Origin of the sequence: Curtobacterium sp. MCLR17_036 (assembly GCF_003234445.2) — a bacterium.
Lineage (GTDB): Bacteria > Actinomycetota > Actinomycetes > Actinomycetales > Microbacteriaceae > Curtobacterium.
On record NZ_CP126269.1, the window covers coordinates 2409147 to 2426130 of the forward strand.

The 16984-nt window shown below is 73.2% G+C and carries 14 protein-coding genes; 5 read left to right on the forward strand and 9 right to left on the reverse strand.

All coding sequences use genetic code 11. From position 1 onward, the window contains the following. Positions 1 to 17: 17 nt before the first annotated feature. Positions 18 to 1160 (forward strand): glycosyltransferase family 4 protein, encoded by a 1143-nt coding sequence (locus DEI99_RS11215; protein WP_111041184.1) that lies wholly within the window; start codon positions 18 to 20, stop codon positions 1158 to 1160. A 6-nt stretch (positions 1161 to 1166) separates the two neighbouring features. On the opposite strand, the gene DEI99_RS11220 is transcribed toward DEI99_RS11215, so the two are convergent. From DEI99_RS11220 to DEI99_RS11245, 6 genes are all read right to left on the reverse strand, one after another. Beyond that, positions 1167 to 1925, reverse strand: a complete 759-nt coding sequence (locus DEI99_RS11220) for a glycoside hydrolase family 16 protein (protein WP_111041185.1) — start codon at positions 1923 to 1925, stop codon at positions 1167 to 1169. 485 nt (positions 1926 to 2410) lie between these two features. After that, the gene (locus DEI99_RS11225; RefSeq protein WP_111041186.1) at positions 2411 to 2692 is read right to left on the reverse strand and encodes a hypothetical protein; all 282 of its coding nucleotides are present in this window, start codon (positions 2690 to 2692) and stop codon (positions 2411 to 2413) included. Positions 2693 to 2892: 200 nt separating this feature from the next. Beyond that, complete coding sequence (gene purE / locus DEI99_RS11230) at positions 2893 to 3360, reverse strand: 5-(carboxyamino)imidazole ribonucleotide mutase (RefSeq protein ID WP_175472241.1); 468 nt, start codon at positions 3358 to 3360, stop codon at positions 2893 to 2895. 54 nt (positions 3361 to 3414) lie between these two features. Further along, positions 3415 to 4512, reverse strand: coding sequence for a glycosyltransferase (locus DEI99_RS11235; protein ID WP_146247078.1), 1098 nt, complete (start codon positions 4510 to 4512; stop codon positions 3415 to 3417). 204 nt (positions 4513 to 4716) lie between these two features. Next, positions 4717 to 6699: a glycoside hydrolase family 6 protein gene (locus DEI99_RS11240; protein ID WP_181434383.1), complete on the reverse strand. Its 1983-nt coding sequence runs from the start codon at positions 6697 to 6699 to the stop codon at positions 4717 to 4719. Positions 6700 to 6916: 217 nt separating this feature from the next. Next, positions 6917 to 8053, reverse strand: coding sequence for a 5-(carboxyamino)imidazole ribonucleotide synthase (locus DEI99_RS11245; protein ID WP_111041190.1), 1137 nt, complete (start codon positions 8051 to 8053; stop codon positions 6917 to 6919). A gap of 112 nt (positions 8054 to 8165) precedes the next feature. Between DEI99_RS11245 and DEI99_RS11250 the strand changes: the two genes are divergently transcribed. Then, positions 8166 to 8714, forward strand: coding sequence for a GtrA family protein (locus tag DEI99_RS11250; protein WP_258369288.1), 549 nt, complete (start codon positions 8166 to 8168; stop codon positions 8712 to 8714). A 99-nt stretch (positions 8715 to 8813) separates the two neighbouring features. Continuing rightward, the gene (locus DEI99_RS11255; RefSeq protein WP_284180996.1) at positions 8814 to 10310 is read left to right on the forward strand and encodes a DUF2142 domain-containing protein; all 1497 of its coding nucleotides are present in this window, start codon (positions 8814 to 8816) and stop codon (positions 10308 to 10310) included. A 742-nt stretch (positions 10311 to 11052) separates the two neighbouring features. Here DEI99_RS11255 and DEI99_RS11260 read toward each other — a convergent pair. Both DEI99_RS11260 and DEI99_RS11265 read right to left on the reverse strand, forming a co-directional pair. Beyond that, a complete protein-coding gene (locus DEI99_RS11260; protein ID WP_181434343.1) occupies positions 11053 to 12084 on the reverse strand; it encodes a lysylphosphatidylglycerol synthase domain-containing protein in 1032 nt (343 codons plus the stop codon). 83 nt (positions 12085 to 12167) lie between these two features. Further along, positions 12168 to 14042: an ArnT family glycosyltransferase gene (locus DEI99_RS11265; protein WP_284180801.1), complete on the reverse strand. Its 1875-nt coding sequence runs from the start codon at positions 14040 to 14042 to the stop codon at positions 12168 to 12170. A gap of 103 nt (positions 14043 to 14145) precedes the next feature. Here DEI99_RS11265 and DEI99_RS11270 point away from each other — a divergent pair, with 103 nt between their 5' ends. After that, positions 14146 to 15435: an acyltransferase family protein gene (locus DEI99_RS11270; protein WP_181434341.1), complete on the forward strand. Its 1290-nt coding sequence runs from the start codon at positions 14146 to 14148 to the stop codon at positions 15433 to 15435. A gap of 231 nt (positions 15436 to 15666) precedes the next feature. Next, entirely contained in the window at positions 15667 to 16707 is a 1041-nt protein-coding gene (locus DEI99_RS11275; RefSeq protein WP_111040790.1) for a GH25 family lysozyme, read from the forward strand. A gap of 18 nt (positions 16708 to 16725) precedes the next feature. Here DEI99_RS11275 and DEI99_RS11280 read toward each other — a convergent pair whose 3' ends face one another. Beyond that, on the reverse strand, positions 16726 to 16953 hold the full coding sequence (locus DEI99_RS11280) for a hypothetical protein (protein ID WP_111040789.1): 228 nt from the start codon (positions 16951 to 16953) through the stop codon (positions 16726 to 16728). Positions 16954 to 16984: the final 31 nt, after the last annotated feature.

Below are 16984 nucleotides of genomic sequence, written 5' to 3' on the forward strand. Positions count from 1 at the left end.
ACGAGGAGACCCGCACCATGACCACGCTCCACGTGCTCGTCGACCAGGTCGTCGCCCCCGTGCCGGGCGGCATCGGTCGGTACGCCGAAGAGCTGGCGCGACACCTGGTCGACCAGGCACCGAGCGGCTGCGACGTCGTCGGCGTGGTGTCGGCCGTCGGCTCCGACGACATGGACCACCTGCGCACGCTGCTGCCGGGACTCGCCGCGCTCGACCGGCTGCCGCTGCCCCGTCGTGAGCTCTCGCTCGCCTGGCAGGGCGGCTTCGTCGGCGGCATCGCCAAGGGCATGGTCCACGCGCCGAGCGTGCTCGCTCCCCTGGTGAAGCACGACCGCTTCCAGGACCCGGGTCGGCAGACCGTCGTCACGGTGCACGACACGGTGCCGTGGACCAACCCGGAGACCCTCACCACCCGCGGCGTGCACTTCCACAAGGCGATGGTGAAGCGGGCCTGGAAGTACGCCGACGCGGTCGTCGTCCCGACCCACGCGGTGGCCGGGGCCCTCAACGAGATCCACCGCTTCGACGACCGCCTGCGCGTCATCGGCGGCGCCCCGAGCGGACGGCTCCGCCTGCCCGTCGACGCCGACCTGCGTGCCGAGCGCCTCGGACTGCCCGACCGCTACGTGCTCGCGGTCGGCACGCTCGAACCCCGCAAGGCGCTGTCGTCCCTCATCGAGGCGATGGTGCACCCCGACGCACCGACCGACATCCCGCTCGTCGTGTCCGGCCCCGACGGCTGGGGCGACGTCGACGTCTACGGGACCGCCGAGCGCGCCGGGCTGTCCCGCGACCGACTCAAGGTGCTCGGCCGCATCGACGACGCCGACCTGGCGGTCGTCTACGACCGTGCGACGGTGTTCGTGTTCCCGAGCCTGGCCGAGGGCTTCGGCCTGCCCGTGGTCGAGGCGATGTCCTTCGGCACCCCGGTCATCCACTCGGACGACCCGGCGGTCGCCGAGGTCGCGTCCGACGCCGGCGTGACCGTCGCCCGGTCGCCGCGGGAGTCCTACCCGGAGCGCCTCGCACAGGCCGTGTACCAGGTCGTCAACGACCCGCACCTGGCCGAGCGCCTCGCCGTCGCCGGGCCGGACCGCGCACGCATGTACGACTGGAGCGACGCCGCCGCCGAGACCTGGCAGCTGCACGCCGACCTCTGACGTCGGTCAGCGCCGCACGTACGTGTAGGTGCTGTACCAGTCGATGTACAGGTGCCCGGACGCGCCCCAGTCGCCGGTCTGGAACATGTACCGGTGCTCGGTCCGGGGCACGTCGTGCGTGACCGTGCTGATCACCTTGCCGTCGAGCCGGTAGCGCACGAGCTTGCCGGGGATCCACTCGATCGAGTAGGTGTGCCAGCGGCGCCAGTCCACGCCGGTGTCGGTGCTCGTCGCCGTGGCCTCGCGACCCGGGCGCATCGAGTGGTGGTGGACCATCGGCCGGGCGTCGAAGTTGCCCTCCGGGTAGTCGATCTCGCCGTCCGACCAGACGTCCGACGACGGCCAGAGCATGAACGCCGCACCGTTGCCGTCGCCGCCGGTGGCCTTCGCCCGCACGGTGAACTTGCCGCCCTTGTGCGACCACGCGCCCTTCGGCGTGCCGAAGGTCCCCGCAGCGCCCCGCTTGCCGTCGAGCCGGACGTCCATGTACCCGTCGTGCGCGCTGACCTGCGACCCGGAGAAGTACATGCCGCCGGTGCCGTCCGGGTACGGCTGCCAGGTCTTCGCGTAGGTCCGCGCGAACTGGCCGCCGGCCGCCGCCTTCGTGCTGAACTGCTCGCGGACCGTCTGTCGGAAGTTCCCCACGTCGCCGCGGGGCGCGGAACTCGCCGCGGCCGGCGCCACCGGGACGAGACCGCCGGCGACGAGCGCGGCACCGAGGAGGACGACGGCGAGGCTCGCTCGTCTCGAGGCACGGTCCTGCATGGGCTGGTCACTCCCTGACGTGACGGTCCACGCCCGTCCGTCGGGCGTCGGGGGCCCGGTCGGCGGCCACCCGCGGATCACGCTAGTTCGGCGGCACGACGGGCACCGCCCCCAGTCCACGCGCGACCCGGACGGGGGGGGACCCTCCGTCGGCGGCGACCGGGGCGGCCCGGCGGCGCCCGCTCCGACGGGCCGTCGGGCCGCCGGATCCCCCGGGGCGCCGCGCCGAGGTGCCGCCGTGCCTGCGCGCCACCGCGCAGCTGCGCCGCGATGCCGACGTGCTGGCGCGTGCCGCGGTGCCGGCGTGCCGGTGGTCTGGAGGGCGAGCTGGTGGGCTGGCGGGCCGGCTCAGGGTCAGGGTCAGGAGTAGTAGCGCCGAGCCGGTGCCGGTGCCGGTGCCGGCGCGGGGCCGGTGCGGTGCCGGTGCCGGTTCCGGTGCTCGGCCGGTGTCGGGTCCAGCCGCTCGGGACGGTGCCCGTGGTGACTCAGGGCCGGTCGCGGCGACGCGTCACGACGGTGACCACGACCGTGCCGACGGCGGCGACCACCGCGACGACGGCGGCGACGACGGCGACCGTCCGCGCGGAGGTCCACTCCTCGAACTGGCTCTTGGTGGCCACGAGGTGGTCCCCGGTCGCTCCGGTCCACGACGCCACCGGGTTCAGCGGGCCGGCGGCGGCGAGCTCGGCGACGCACACGACCGCCGCGACGACGACGACCGCTGCCAGCACGAGGACGGGCACGAGACGACGCAGACGAGCGGACATGCCGCTACGGTAGCGCGCATGACACGGTGCGAGGAGTGCGGCAGACCGATCACGGGCGAGCCCGTGCGGACCGCGACGCGGACGCTTGACCGGGCGTGTGCGGACCGGACGACCGCTATCGCGTACGGCATGCTCACCGCCGGCACGCCCTTCGACGCGGCGGGGGCCCCGGACCTCGGCGACCGACGCCGCAGCGACCGCTAGATCGAGTCGCGCAGGCGCGCGGCCTTCTCCTCGACCAGCCGCTCGAGCCCGTCCGCGTACTCGGCGAGGCGGGCGGCGACGGCGGGTTCCGACGAGCCGATGATCCGCGCGGCGAGCAGGCCGGCGTTCGCCGCACCGTTGATCGCCATCGTCGCGACCGGGATGCCCGCGGGCATCTGCACGATCGAGAGCAGCGAGTCGAGACCGTCGAGACGGGCGAGCTGCACCGGCACGCCGATCACCGGGAGCGTCGTCATCGACGCGACCATGCCCGGCAGGTGCGCGGCACCGCCCGCTCCGGCGATGACGACGCGGATGCCCCGCCCGGCGGCCTCGCGGGCGAACCGGGTCATCTTGTCGGGGGTGCGGTGGGCCGAGACGACGTCGGCCTCGAACGGGATGCCGAGCTCGGCGAGGATGTCCGCCGCCGCGCGCATGGTCGGCCAGTCGGAGTCCGACCCCATGATGATCGAGACGAGCGGCTGGACGGGGGCGTCGGTGTCGGTCACGCGACGAGCCTAGCCGAGCAGCACCCGCCGCCAGGAGTCGCCGTCGCGGCCGATCGTCCGCTCCGTCGCGACCCACCGGGCAGCGCCCTCGTCGGCCCTGCCGTGCTCGACCGCGGCGCGCACGGCCTCCCGCCACGCCGCGGTGTCGTCGGGGACCGCGACGGCGCCGTGCTGTCGGGCCGCGGCGTACGAGGGGCGGTCCGAGACGACCGCGGGGATCCCGAGCGCGGTGTACTCGAGGAACTTCAGGTCGCTCTTCGCGCGGTTGAACTCCTCGTCGCGCAGGGGGGCGACACCGGCACGCCACCGCTGCCGGTGCGCGACGAGCCAGCGCGAGAAGGCCGGGTAGTGGCCGTCGGGAACCTCGAGCCGGCGGTACCAGTCGGCGCCGTCGTCCTCGGTGACGCCGATGACCTCGAGCCGGATCGGCGTGCCGTCGGTCGTCCTGAGGTCGGTGAAGACGTCGTGCAGCAGCGCGAGGTCGTCGGCGTGGGTGAGCGTGCCCATGTACAGGACCCGGTGCTCGCCGCGGGGCCGGTCGTCGTCGGAAGCGGGCTCCCCCGGGGTCCAGAGCCCCGGGTCGAGGGCGTTCCGGACGACCGCGACGCTCCGGGCCACGGGCCGGACGACCTCGGCGAGCTCCGGGGTGCTCACGACGACGGTGTCGGCGCCGCGGACGATCGCGTCGATCGACGCGAGCCGGTCGGGGTCGTACTCGGCACGGGCCAGCCGCTGTCGGCCCGAGGCGGTGAAGAAGTCGTCGTCGACCTCGGCCACGACCCGCACCCCTCGGGCCGCTGCCGCGTCGAGGAACGGCTGCACGCTGGCGACCGGCAGGACGTCGCGCTGGACGAGCACGGCCGCGTACCCGGTGGTGTCGGCGCCGGACACGAACGCCGCGGGGTCGACCTGGCGGACCGTGGCGCTCCCACCCGCGGCCAGGTGCTCGACGCGGCGGACGACCCGGACGTGCGCCGAAGCGGGGTGCGCCCCGTCGGTGCCGGCCACGACGTACCCGAGCACCGGGAGCGGGGCGGGTGCCGGTGGCGCCCCGAGCACCGCACGGCGGAGTCGTCGGACGGCCCGGCGGGCGAGATCACGCGGCATGCGGCCCATTCTCCCGCACCGCCGCGCACGACCGGCACGCCGACCAGGAACCCGCACCGGCCCGGCGGCGCCGCGGAGACCTGCGGGCCCGCGCACGCGCGGCTCAGCGCACCCGCACCGCCCCGGCGGCGCCGTGCGGCCCCGCGGCTCAGCGGCTCAGCGGCTCAGCGGCTCAGCGGCTCAGCGGCTCAGCGGCTCAGCGGCTCAGCGCACCCGTACCGTGCTGCACCCGAGCGCGGTGTCCCCGCCGCGGCCGATGCCGACGGCGGTCAGGCACACCGAGCGCTTGCCGGCCGCCACGCGGACCGACCCCGCGAAGCCGTGCCGTGCGCCGCTGCTGTGCACGCGGTCGACGTCGCTCCGCGTGCGGTCGGCCACCAGGGTGCCGACGGACCGGCCGCCGACGGTGACCCGCACGGAGACGGACCGCCCGAGGGCGTCGCGGTCGAAGGCCCAGCCCCGGACCGAGACCCGGCCGGCGGTACCGGCCGTCACGGACTCGCGCTTGCCGACCGGGGCGGCGACGGGCACCGTCACCGTCCGGCACGGGCCGACGGACCGGTCGGCGCCCGCTCCGGTGTTCCGCGCGACGGCGCACACGCGGTGCTTCCCCGCGCCGACGGGCACCGTGCCGCTGAACCCGTGGGCCGCGCCCGATCCCCACGTCCGCTGCACGTCGGCGCGGGTGACCCCGGCGGACAGCGAGCGGACCGTCCTGCCGTCGACGGTCACCGCCACGGTCGTCGCCGACTCGACGGCGTCGCCGTCGAAGGCCCACCCGGTCACCGCGATGCCGGCCGCCGCCACCCGCGCGGACTCGAGCGCGCCGTAGGGGTCGTGTCGGTAGGCCCGCGCCGTGGCGCAGCCGAGCGCGGTGTCGTCCCCGGCGCCGATCGAGACCGCCGTGACGCAGACGCGGCGCGGACCGGCCGCCGCGGGCACCACGACGTCGAACCCGTGGGACCGGCCGACCCCTGCGGAAGCGTCGACGTCGGACCGGTCGGCGTCGGCGGCGATGCTGCCGGCCGCGGCCCCGTCGACCGTCGCGCGGACCCGGACGGGCTGCGTCGGGTCGTCCTCGTCGTACGCCCAGCCGCGCACGCGCACGCCGCCGCCCGATCCGGCCACGAGTTCGAGGGAGCCGCGCGGCGACATCTGCGGGGTGGCCGCGCCGAGTCGGGCGTTCGCGACGAGGGACTGCGCGTACGTCGACCACCACTTCCCCGCGGCCGGTCCGCCGTTGCAGGTGCCGTCGCTCGCACCCGGGGTCTTCACCCAGAGCAGGGCGTCGAGCGCGGTGCCGTCCGCGACGACCCGCGGCGTGGTGCCGAGTCCGGCGCCGGGTGGGTTGCACCAGGTGCCCCGCCAGCCCTGCCCGTTCCGCGAGGTGTCGATGACGTAGTGCGAGCCCCCGGTCGCCGCGGAGACCTTCTGCGCGTAGGCCTCTTCCTGGGCGGTCGGGTAGAAGTTCGCGACGTTGGTGAAGAACCCGCGCGCCTGCCGCACGCCCGCACTGTCCAGGCGGGCGGCCATCGTCGCCGGCTGGACCCAGTTCGAGTTGCCGGCGTCCAGGTAGGCGGGCACCCCGGCGGCGGTCAGCCCGGCGACCGTGCGGGACAGGATCCGGTAGCGCTGCTGGTCGAGGGCCTGGTCGCACGCGGCGTTGCTGAGCATGGCGAGCGAGTCCGGCTCGACGATCACCGCGACACGGTGTCCGGCGACGGCGGCCGTGACCTGGTCGACCCACGCGTCGTAGGACGCCTCGTCGAACCCACCGGCGGAGTACCCGCCGCAGTCCCGGTCCGGGATCGCGTACAGCACGAACACCGCGGTGGTGCCGGACTGCTCGGCCCCGCTGACGGCGGTGTCGATCGTCTTCCGCAGCACCGTGCCCTGCGCCCACTCGCCGAGCCAGGTCGCCACCGGGTAGCGGGCGATCGTCGACGCGGCCGAGGCACCGGCCGCGTCGGACCCGGCGAGCGCGGTCGCGGCCTTGGCGGCCTCGCTCGTCGGGGAACGGTACGGCCCGGCTCCGTACAGCGACGCGGCGGTCGCGGAACGGATGTCGGTCGCGGACGTCGCGGACGTCGCGGCGGACGCGGTGGTCGTCGGCAGCAGCGCCCCGACGACGGCGGTGAGCGCCACGGCGGCGGCGCAGACGACGGCACGGCGCGGACGGCGGTGCATGGACACACTCCTCGGACGGTCGACCCCTGACCGGTCCATGGGAACACGCGGTCGGCGGCGTCACCACCCGCCAGAGCGGGTGCCACCCGAGGGGGTGTCGGCACTCCTGGGGACCGTCCCGGACGTCCGGGTCGCGACCCCGTGACGGACGGGAGGCCCGTGGCGGCGCCCGCCACGGGCCTCCCGTCCGGTCCCCGTCACGTCGACGGGCCGCCGCTCAGTCGTCGAAGTGCGCTGCGGCCGCCCGTGCGCGGTAGACGACGTCGTCGACGTCGTCGCCGATGACGGTGACGTGGCCGATCTTGCGACCCGGGCGCGGGGCCTTGCCGTAGAAGTGGTACTTCGCCTCGGGGAACGCCTCGAGTGCTGCCGGGTAGCGCGCGGCGAGGTCGCCGTCCGCCGGACCGCCGAGGACGTTGATCATCACCGAGGCGGGGGCGAACGCGCCGGTCGCGCCGAGCGGCAGGTCGAGGACGGCACGCAGGTGCTGCTCGAACTGGCTCGTGGTGGCGCCGTCGATGGTCCAGTGCCCGGTGTTGTGCGGGCGCATCGCGAGCTCGTTGATGAGGATGCGCTCGTCGTCGGTCTGGAACAGCTCGACGGCCAGCACCCCGGTGACGCCGAGCGCCTCGGCGATGCGGACGGCGATCGACTCGGTCAGGTCGGCGATGCGCCCGGCGCTGTCCGGCGCCGGCGCGATGACCTCGGCGCAGACACCGTCGCGCTGCACGGTCTCGACGAGCGGCCAGGCGACGACCTGGCCGGAGGGACGCCGGGCCACCGACTGCGCGAGCTCGCGGGTGAAGGGCACGAGCTCCTCGACGAGCAGGGCCTGGTCGCCACCGGCCTCGGCGGTCGCGATGAACCAGTCGTCGACGTCCGAGGCGTCGGAGACGACCCGCACGCCCTTGCCGTCGTACCCGCCCCGCGGGGTCTTCACGACCGCACGACCGCCGTGGTCGGCGAGGAAGGCGCGCAGCTCGTCCTGGTCGTGCACGGCCGCCCAGTCCGGCACCGGCAGCCCGAGCTCGGTCAGGCGGGTGCGCATGGTGATCTTGTCCTGTGCGACGGCGAGGGGCTCCGGGCCGGGGCGGACGGCGACGCCGGCGTCGACGAGTGCGCGGAGGACGTCCTGCGGCACGTGCTCGTGGTCGAAGGTGACGACGTCGACCTGGCGGGCGAACGCGAGCACGGTCTCGACGTCGTGGTAGTCGCCCTCGGCGGTCGCCGCGATCGCGGCGGACATGTCCGGCCCCTCGGCGAGGACCCGGATGTCGATGCCGAGTTCGACGGCGGCGGGCACCATCATCCGTGCGAGCTGTCCTCCGCCGATGACCCCGACGCGCAACGCCATGCTGTGTGATCCTTCCGGCACTCACACCGGGCGGCGAGAGCGCGTTGTCTACAATCGTTCTTCGGGTCCGCGGTGCGTGACCCGTCCCAACTCTACGGATCCTGGAGGGCTCGTGCGGCGCCTCATCGCCCAGTTCGCACGCTTCGGCCTCGTCGGAGCGGTCGGCTTCGTCGTGGACACGACGGTGTTCAACGTCCTCCGCAGCACGGTGCTCGACCCGGCGGACGTCCACTCGGGTCCGTTCTGGGCGAAGGTGGTCTCGACCGCGGTCGCCATCTTCGTGAACTGGATGGGCAACCGCTACTGGACCTTCCGCGAGCAGCGCCGCGCCGTCGCCACCCGCGAGGGCATCGAGTTCGTCGTCGTGTCGCTCGGCGGCATGGTCATCGCGCTCGCCTGCCTGGCGGTGTCGCACTACGCGATGGGGCTGACGTCGGTGCTGGCCGACAACGTCGCGAACATCGTCGGGCTCGTGCTCGGCGCGGTCTTCCGGTTCTGGCTGTACAAGGTGTGGGTCTACCACCCGGAGCGCACCGGCGAGGCCACCGCCCCGGGCAGCGCGACGCCCATGCACGCCGCGGCGCCGTCCGACGTCGTCGACGGTGCGGCGGACGCCACGGCCGTGCCCGGGCCGCAGGTGAGCGGCGACGCGCGACCGTAGGATCGGTCGGGTGACGGCCCCCACGACCACCACCGGCTCCCCCACCACCGACTCCCCCGCCGCGCCGCCCCCCGCGCCGCCCGGTGGGAGCGCATCGCCATCGCCGTCGTCACCGCGACCTTCGGCCTCTGGCTCGTCGCGTGGGCACTCGTCGTCCCGGTGTTCGAGGCACCGGACGAGACCGCGCACATCGACGCCGCGGTGCACGTGGCACTCGGCGGCGAGTGGGTCGACCCGGGCGCGCTGCAGGTCTCGAACGCCGTGCAGGCCGCCAAGGCCGAGCAGGCGACGAAGCCGGCCGACCAGTGGTCCACCGTGAGCGGCCTGCTGCAGGGCGCACCGGGGCCGTCGGCGACGGTCAACCAGATGACCCAGCACCCGCCGACCGCGTACCTCGCCGGCGGACTGGTCCTGCGGGCCGTCGACTACGGCGACCTGCGCTGGGACCACGCGTTCCTGGCGCTCCGCCTCGCCGACGCCCTCGCCGTGACGGCCCTGCCGCTGCTGGTGTGGGCGTCCGTCCGCCGGGTGACCCGCTCGCCGCGGGCCGCGCTGGTCGGTGCGCTCGCGCTGTTCGCGACGCCGGAGCTCGCGTCCATCGGCTCGTCGGTGTCGAACGACGCCCCCGTGCTGCTCGTCGCGGGTGTCGTCGCCTGGCTGGCGACGCGCCTGCTCACCGGCGACACCCGCTGGCGGACGACGATCGCGTTGGCCGTGGCCCTCGGTGCGCTCGTCTGGATCAAGGGCACCGGTCTGCCGGCGGTCCCCTTCGTCGCCGTGGTCGTGCTGTTCGCCGGCGCCGGGGTGCTGTCCCTGCGGCGACGGGTGGTCCGCACCGTGGTCGCGATGGCGGTCTCCGGCGGGATCGGCGCGTGGTGGTGGGTCCACAACTGGTTCGCCTACGGCCGCGTGCAGCCGAACGGGTACACCGCGATGCGGCCCCCGAAGGACTTCCCGCCGGGTGAGCACCCGACCCTCGGGCACTTCCTCGACGTGTCGTGGGGCACCCTCGCCCGCACGTTCTGGGGCAGCTTCGGCGGCCGGGCGCAGGTGAGCATGGGCGACCTGCTGACCGCCGTCCTCACGCTCGTCGCGCTCGTCGTCCTGGTCGGCTGGGCGTTCCGCCGCGGCCCGCAGCTCCGGATCGCGCTCTGCCTGGCGGTGTTCCCGGCGCTCCTGATCGGCATCCAGAACCGCACGAGCGCCCACTCGTACCTGACCACCACCGAGGTCGCCGCCACGCAGGGTCGCTACTACTTCCCCGCGATCGTCTGCCTCGTCGTGCTGAGTGCCCTCGCCTGGCGACGACTCGTGCCGGCCGGCCGTGCGCGGTCCTGGGCCGCCGTCGCTCTGGCCGTGCTGCTCCCCGCGGTCGGCGTCTACGGCTTCGCGGTGGCCTCCGCCTGGTTCTGGAACGCCGCGCTGTTCCCGGTCACCGGCCGCGGGCTCCTGCGGTACTCCGAGCTCGGCCCGGTGCCGCCCGCCGTGCTCGCCGTCGTGGTGGTCCTCGTCGCGGCCGGCCTGGTGGCGTCGGTCGTGCGGGTCGCCCGCGCGGGCCGTCGTGGTGCGGTCGACGCCCCGGTCGCGGCTCGCTGACGGCGCCGCTGGGTCGTCGTGGCGGCGCTTGGTGAGCAGGAGATGTCGGGTCCGCCGCCCCGACCCGACCTCTTCTGCTCACTGAGCGGGAGCGCTGGCGCCACATCGCGGGTGCGTTGCCCGCTGCGTCGCGACGGCACTCGGTGAGCAGAAGATGTCGAGTCCGCCGCCCCGACCCGACATCTTCTGCTCATGAACGGGAGCACGGGGCATCAGGCCGCCGGTGCGTTGCCCGCTCCGCCGACATGACGACACCCGGGAGCGCGGTGCGCGAGCGCCGATGCGTTGCCTGCTGCGTCGACGTGACGACGTCCGGTGAGCAGAAGATGTCGAGTCCGCCACCCCGACTCGACCTTTTCTACTCACTGAACGGGAGCGCCGGGCATCAGGCCGCCGGTGCGTTGCCCGCTCCGCCGACGTGACGACATTCAGTGAGCAGAAGATGTCGAGTCCGTTACCCGGACTCGACCTTTTCTGCTCACTGAACGGGAGCGCGGGGCGTCAGGCCCGCGGGCGCGCTGCCCATCGCATCGCCGCGACAGCGCCCGGAGCGCGGTGCGCGCCGCCGGTGCGCTGCCCACCGCGTCGAAGCGACGACATCCGGTGAGCAGAAGATGTCGAGTCCGCCACCCCGACTCGACCTTTTCTACTCATTGAACGGGAGCGCGGGATGCCGGGCCGCGAGTCCACCACCCCGACTCGACGTCTTCTGCTCACCGAACGAGAGCGCGGGGGCCGGGCGTCAGGCCGCCGGCACGCCGCTCTCGACCGTCGAGGGGTCGTCGGTCGGACGGCCGCGGCGGAACCACGTGGGGGCTGCGGCGCAGAGCAGGAACAGGCCGTCGACGGCCAGGCTCCAGACGCGGGTGACGACGACCACGACGAGGGCGACGGAGGGCGGCATCACGAGTGCGAGCAGCAGGGCCTGGACGCCCTCGCGAACGCCGAGGCCACCCGGGGCGAACACGGCGAGCATGCTGATCGCCGACGCCATGCTCGCGGCGCCGATGACGAACGCCGCGTCGGTGAGCTTCAGCGACGGGTACACCGCCAGGGTGATGAAGTAGTAGGCCGTGCCGGAGAGCACCGCACCGGCGACGTACAGGCCAGCGCCGCCGAGGACCGTGCCGAGGTTCGGGCGGACGTCGGCTTCGAGGGGCTTGCGCCGCAGGATCTTCAGCGCGATGCCGATGAGGAACACGAACACCTGCGGGATGAGGCAGACGACGCAGCCGACGAACGCTGCGATCATCAGGACGATGAGCCAGCCGTCGAGCTGGTGGGTGCGCGGGTCGATGAGCAGCAGCACGAGGGCCAGGGCGAGCGTCGCGGCGATCTGCAGGGCGCCCTCGAGCAGGCCGCTCACACCGAGCCGCGCCTTCGAGACGCCGTGCTTCGACGCGAAGTAGACCTTGCCGATGATCCAGGTCGCGGCGCCGGGGATGTACCGGCCCATCCACGACTTCGCGTAGACGTAGGTCAGGGTGACGCCGCTGCCCTTCAGGCCGGTCGCCCCGAGTCGGCGGAGCAGGTAGAACCAGATGCCGACGCCCCAGTAGCGGAAGCCGAGGCTGATGAGCGTCGCGACGACGACCCACGACCACTGCCAGTCGAGTCCGGCGAGCTGCGCCCAGTCGACGTGCCGGACGTACAGCACGAGGAACACCGCGAGCAGGACGTAGAAGACGATCGGGATCGCCCGCCCGAGGATCCGTCGCGCCCTGGACGGACGCTTCCCCTCGGTCGCGGGGGTCTCGCTGGTGGTTCCTGACAAACGACTCTCCTGCCGGGTCTCGGGCACAGGTCATCGTAGACGCAGCGTCGCCCGGCTCCCTGCGTCGCCGCTCGGACGGACCGCTACCGGGCGAGCTGCACGATCTGGACGCGGCACGGGATCTCCGGGTCCGTGGAGCGGTCGGCACTGCACGAGATCGTCGCGTCGTAGGTGCCGACGAGCTTCCCCGCCACCGAGTAGTCGCGGGCCGGTGCGGTCGCCGGGTCGAACTGCACGAAGTACTGCACGCCCTCGTCGATGAACAGGCTGCGCATCGCGTCGGAGTGGTACGTGTAGCCCTGGCCTGAGCGACCGTACACGTGCGTGTCGGTCAGGAACGCGAGCGACGAGAGCGAGCGGTAGTTCGAGCCGATGACGTTCGCGCCCTCGGGCAGGGCGCCGCTCGCGCGGATCTGGTCGGCGAGCCGGACGAGTTCGGGGACCTCGGTCGGCCCGAGCACGCGCAGCGGCTCGGTCCGGTTCACCGACGGGTAGAACGGCGCCGGCGAGCCGACCCAGTTCTGGGTGAAGGAGGCGACCGGGACGACGGCGATCGCCAGGCACGCGACGACGGCGCGGACCGCCCCGCGTCGACGGACCAGGCGCCAGACCGCCGGCAGCATGAGCGCGCCGATCATCGCGGTGAGGTAGAAGAGCGGCCAGTAGTACCGGGCGTTGCCACCGCCGCTCGACGACGACGTGATCATGCCGTAGCCGACGAAGTACACCAGGGTGGTCGCGGCGACGATGCAGGTGAACGCGTAGCGGCGGAAGCGCACGACGCCGATGACGAGCGCGGCGGCGAAGAGCAGGGCGATCGGCGCGGCGAACGGCGCGAAGGTGCTGATCTTCTGCAGGTAGTAGGGCAGGGCGAGCATGCGCTCGTGCAGGTAGTAGGCGGCGCGGGCGGGGATGCCCGACTCCTTCGTCACCCGCGGCCCGGTGTCCTCGGTGGTGCTGGTCGCGGCCGGCGGCACGACGTCGGGGTCCGGGTTGTCCATCGGGCCCTGCTTGTAGACCGACGGCGTGAAGTCCTCGTTCGGCGAGAAGGCGTGCGGGTTCGGCGGGACGGGCAGGAAGGGCCAGTCGGTCGCGCGCCCGCCGTCGTCGAACTTCGAGCCGATGTTCACGGACAGCGACGACCCGAGGGTCACCGTGCCGTACTTCACGGTCAGGGCACCGACCCAGGGGGCGATGACGACCGCGAACACGACGATCGTCGCGACCGGGGCGGTCCACCAGTGCCGGACCGGCTCACGCCGGCGGCGGGCGGACCACACGCGCAGGAGCAGCCAGAGCACCACGGCGCCGATGGCGACCGGCAGCAGGAACAGCTTGGTGAAGTACCCGAGGGCGGCGACGGCACCGAGCACCGCACCGGAGACGAGCCGAGCGCGCCGCGTGCCGTGCAGCGCCTGGTCCGCCCAGCGCAGGGCCCACAGGAAGCCGACGATCCACGCGACGACCAGCAGGTCCGGCGTCTGCACCGACACCGCGCTCATCAGGGCGGGGATCGACGTGACCATGAACAGCACCGCCGGGACGATGCGGTGGTTCTGCGACCAGACGAGCCACCCGCCGATTCCGAGCACGACGGCCACCGCGAAGCAGTTCACGACCGCGAAGGCCGTCTGCAGGCCGAGGCCCGCCGCGACGAACGGCGCCATCATCCACGAGACCAGCGGCGACCAGTAGGCGTTGATCGCATCCGGCAGCCAGCCGTTCGCGTACTCGCGCGCGATGCCCATGTACGAGATGCCGTCGACGTTCGTCACCCCGAGGCGGTTGTGGTACGCCACGGCGGCGCTGAGACCGACCCCGACGACCACGAGGACGGCGAGCACCAGGGGCGCCACGACGTGTCGGTACCGCCGTGTGCCCGCCTCCGGACGCCGTCGGACGGGCTCGGAGGTGATCTGCGGTGCTGCGGGCGTCGTCACGGTCACGTGCTTCATCATGACATCCGTTCGCTCGAGCGACCGCACCGCGGCGGATCGCGTGCCGCGGTCGGCGTGTGGGAGACTGCCTGCGACCCCGCTCCGACCACCACGAGGACGTTCGTTGGCCACCGAAACCCGCGCAACCGATCCCGCAGCCGAGACGCCGGTCGCCGCTCCCCGGTCGGGCGGTCGGCTCGAGTTCCCGTACCTCGACGGCCTCCGCGGCCTGGCGGCGCTGGCCGTGGTGTTCTACCACGCGTACCTCTTCACCGGGATGAAGGGCACCGGGCCGACCGAGCTGCCCTGGCTCCGTCCGTTCATCGGGTGGGGCTACCTCGGGGTCCCGCTCTTCATCGTGCTGTCCGGGTACGTCCTGATGCTGCCCGTCGTGACCCGGTTCGACCGCTACCGACTGCCCGGTGGGTTCTGGAAGTTCATCTGGCGCCGCGCCCGACGCATCATCCCGCCGTACTGGGCGTCGCTCGTCGTCTTCGCGCTCATCATCCTGTTCGTCCCGGTGATGGGACAGCCGGGCGGCACGCAGTGGGACACCAAGCTGCCGATGGGCTGGGGCACGTTCCTCACCCACCTGTTCCTCGTGCACGACTTCTTCCCGCAGTACATCGGCAAGATCAACGGGCCGATGTGGACCGTGGCGGTCGAGTGGCAGATCTACTTCCTCATGCCGCTGCTGATCCTGCCGCTCTGGAAGGTCTTCGGCGGGTGGGCGACCGCCTCGTCGCTGGTCCTCATCGGCATGTGGATGGGGTCGGAGAGCCGCTACTCCTGGATGCACCCGTGGTTCGTCGGCCTCTTCGCGGTCGGCATGCTCGCGGCCGAGCTGACGGTGAAGGCCCGCGACGAGCACCTCACCGGCAAGCTCGACTCCTCGAAGCTCGGCGGTCCCCGCTGGCAGGGCGGCGTGTTCGTCGCGGCGATGTTCGTCGGCATGCTCCTGGTGTTCTTCCGCAACCGCGACTACTGGCAGCACCAGACCTGGCCGTCCGAGGTGGTCCTCGGCATCTTCGCCGGCATCCTGCTGACCTGGATGGGGCGCCGGGCGGTCACCGGCCAGCACACCTGGCTCGCGCGGTTCTTCGCGTGGAAGCCCTTCGTGCTCGCGGGCCTGGTGTCGTACTCGGTGTACCTCTTCCACAGCCCGTTGCTCGGCCTCGGCAACCTGCTGCTCCTGCCGGTCGGGCTGTCCCCGAAGTGGCAGTTCCTGATGATGGTCGTCGTGGTGATCCCGGTCACGCTCGCGATCTGCGTGGGCATGTGGTGGCTCGTGGAGCGCAACTTCCTGAACCGTCGGCAGAAGCACGCCACGCAGGAGGTCTCCTCGCGCGGCCGGGTGCCCGAGGTGGAGATCGACGACACCGACGGCGCACGCCCGGCCCGCGAGCACCGGTAGCACCGGTAGCACCGCGAGCACCGGGGCGCGGCGTTCGGCAGCAGGGACCAGCGCGACAGGCCGGCGGGCAGCAGCAGCAACCGCGACGGGCCGGCCGCCCGCAGCAGCGACCACCGCGACGGCCCGCGTGCGCCAGGCGGACAGGTGTCGCCGGATCCCGGTAGCATCGCTCGGACCGCGGCGTGGGAGATCAGGCCCCCACGAGCATCTCGACAGGGAAGACGAGACCACATGCGCGCACCCATCACCAGGCTCATCGGACTCGGCACCGCTGCCGCCGTCGCCGGGGCCATCACCTTCGGCAGCGGGCCGCTCGTCGCCGCGGCGGCACCGACCGCAACGGCCGCACCAGCCGCACCGGCAACGGCAACGGCACCGGCACCGGCAACGGCAACGGCAACGGCAACGGCAACGGCACCCTCGGCGTCCTCCGCCGCGACGACGTCGGCTCCCGCCGCCCCGGAGCAGGAGCTCTCCATCGCCGAGATGGACCGCACCGGCAACCACACCATGGGCGCCGGCATCGCCGCGCACGCCGGTGAGACGCACGTCACCGTCGCTCCCGGCGGGGTGAGCGCGCAGTCGCTGAGCACCTCCGCCGCCGCGAAGGCGTCCGGCCCGCCGCCCGGCCGCGTGCAGGGCTTCGACATCAGCGCCTGGCAGCCGAGCGTCAACTTCCTGCAGTCGTACCGGAACGGGGCGCGCTTCGTCTACGTCAAGGCGACGGAGGGCACGTCGTACGTCAGCTCGACGTACAAGCAGCAGTACGCGACCGCCAAGCAGCGCAACCTCATCCGTGGCGGCTACGTCTACGCGCAGCCGAGCCAGGCGAGCGGGGCGGCCACCGCGAACTACTTCTTCGCGCACGGCGGGCAGTGGTCGAAGGACGGCAAGACGCTCCCCCCGCTGCTCGACATCGAGTACGGCAGCGCCGCGCAGGGCACCTGCTACGGGCTGAGCTGGGGCCAGATGCGCAACTGGATCAAGGACTTCTCGAACACGGTCCACAAGAAGGTCCACCGCTACCCGGCGATCTACACGACGACCGACTGGTGGAAGCGCTGCACGAACAACAGCAACCAGTTCTCGAAGAACGCGCTGTTCGTGGCCCTGTACCCGGTGCACGACTTCACGACGCCGGGCACGCTCGGCCGCAGCTGGTCGAAGTGGACCTTCTGGCAGTGGGCGTCGAGCGGCACCCTGCCCGGTGACCAGGACGTCTACCGGAACTCCATGACGTACCTGAAGCGCTTCGCGGCGAAGACGGAGTGACGGCGCCGGCGCGCCCCGTCAGGAACGGGTGCGCGCGCTGCGGCCCGTCGCCCAGCCGACGGCGAGCAGCACCAGACCGATGACGGTGACCGGTGCGCCCGCGAAGACGAGGAACGCCGCCCCGAATGGGAAGCTCCCGCCGGTGGCGGCGGACACGACGAGGATCAGCGCCCCGACAGCGGCGACGGCGCCGCCGGCGGCGGCGACGATGCCACCGGCGAGGACGAGGGAACGACGTTCGGTCACGGCGCTAGCACAGGGGACGACGGACAGGAGG

Coding starts and splice junctions, on each gene's coding strand:
- DEI99_RS11240 (WP_181434383.1), bottom strand. CDS start 6,699: ATGCACCGCCGTCCGCGCCGTGCCGTCGTCTGCGCCGCCGCCGTGGCG.
- DEI99_RS11245 (WP_111041190.1), bottom strand. CDS start 8,053: ATGGCGTTGCGCGTCGGGGTCATCGGCGGAGGACAGCTCGCACGGATG.
- DEI99_RS11265 (WP_284180801.1), bottom strand. CDS start 14,042: ATGATGAAGCACGTGACCGTGACGACGCCCGCAGCACCGCAGATCACC.
- purE (WP_175472241.1), bottom strand. CDS start 3,360: ATGGGGTCGGACTCCGACTGGCCGACCATGCGCGCGGCGGCGGACATC.
- DEI99_RS11275 (WP_111040790.1), top strand. CDS start 15,667: ATGCGCGCACCCATCACCAGGCTCATCGGACTCGGCACCGCTGCCGCC.
- DEI99_RS11220 (WP_111041185.1), bottom strand. CDS start 1,925: ATGCAGGACCGTGCCTCGAGACGAGCGAGCCTCGCCGTCGTCCTCCTC.
- DEI99_RS11235 (WP_146247078.1), bottom strand. CDS start 4,512: ATGCCGCGTGATCTCGCCCGCCGGGCCGTCCGACGACTCCGCCGTGCG.
- DEI99_RS11225 (WP_111041186.1), bottom strand. CDS start 2,692: ATGTCCGCTCGTCTGCGTCGTCTCGTGCCCGTCCTCGTGCTGGCAGCG.
- DEI99_RS11215 (WP_111041184.1), top strand. CDS start 18: ATGACCACGCTCCACGTGCTCGTCGACCAGGTCGTCGCCCCCGTGCCG.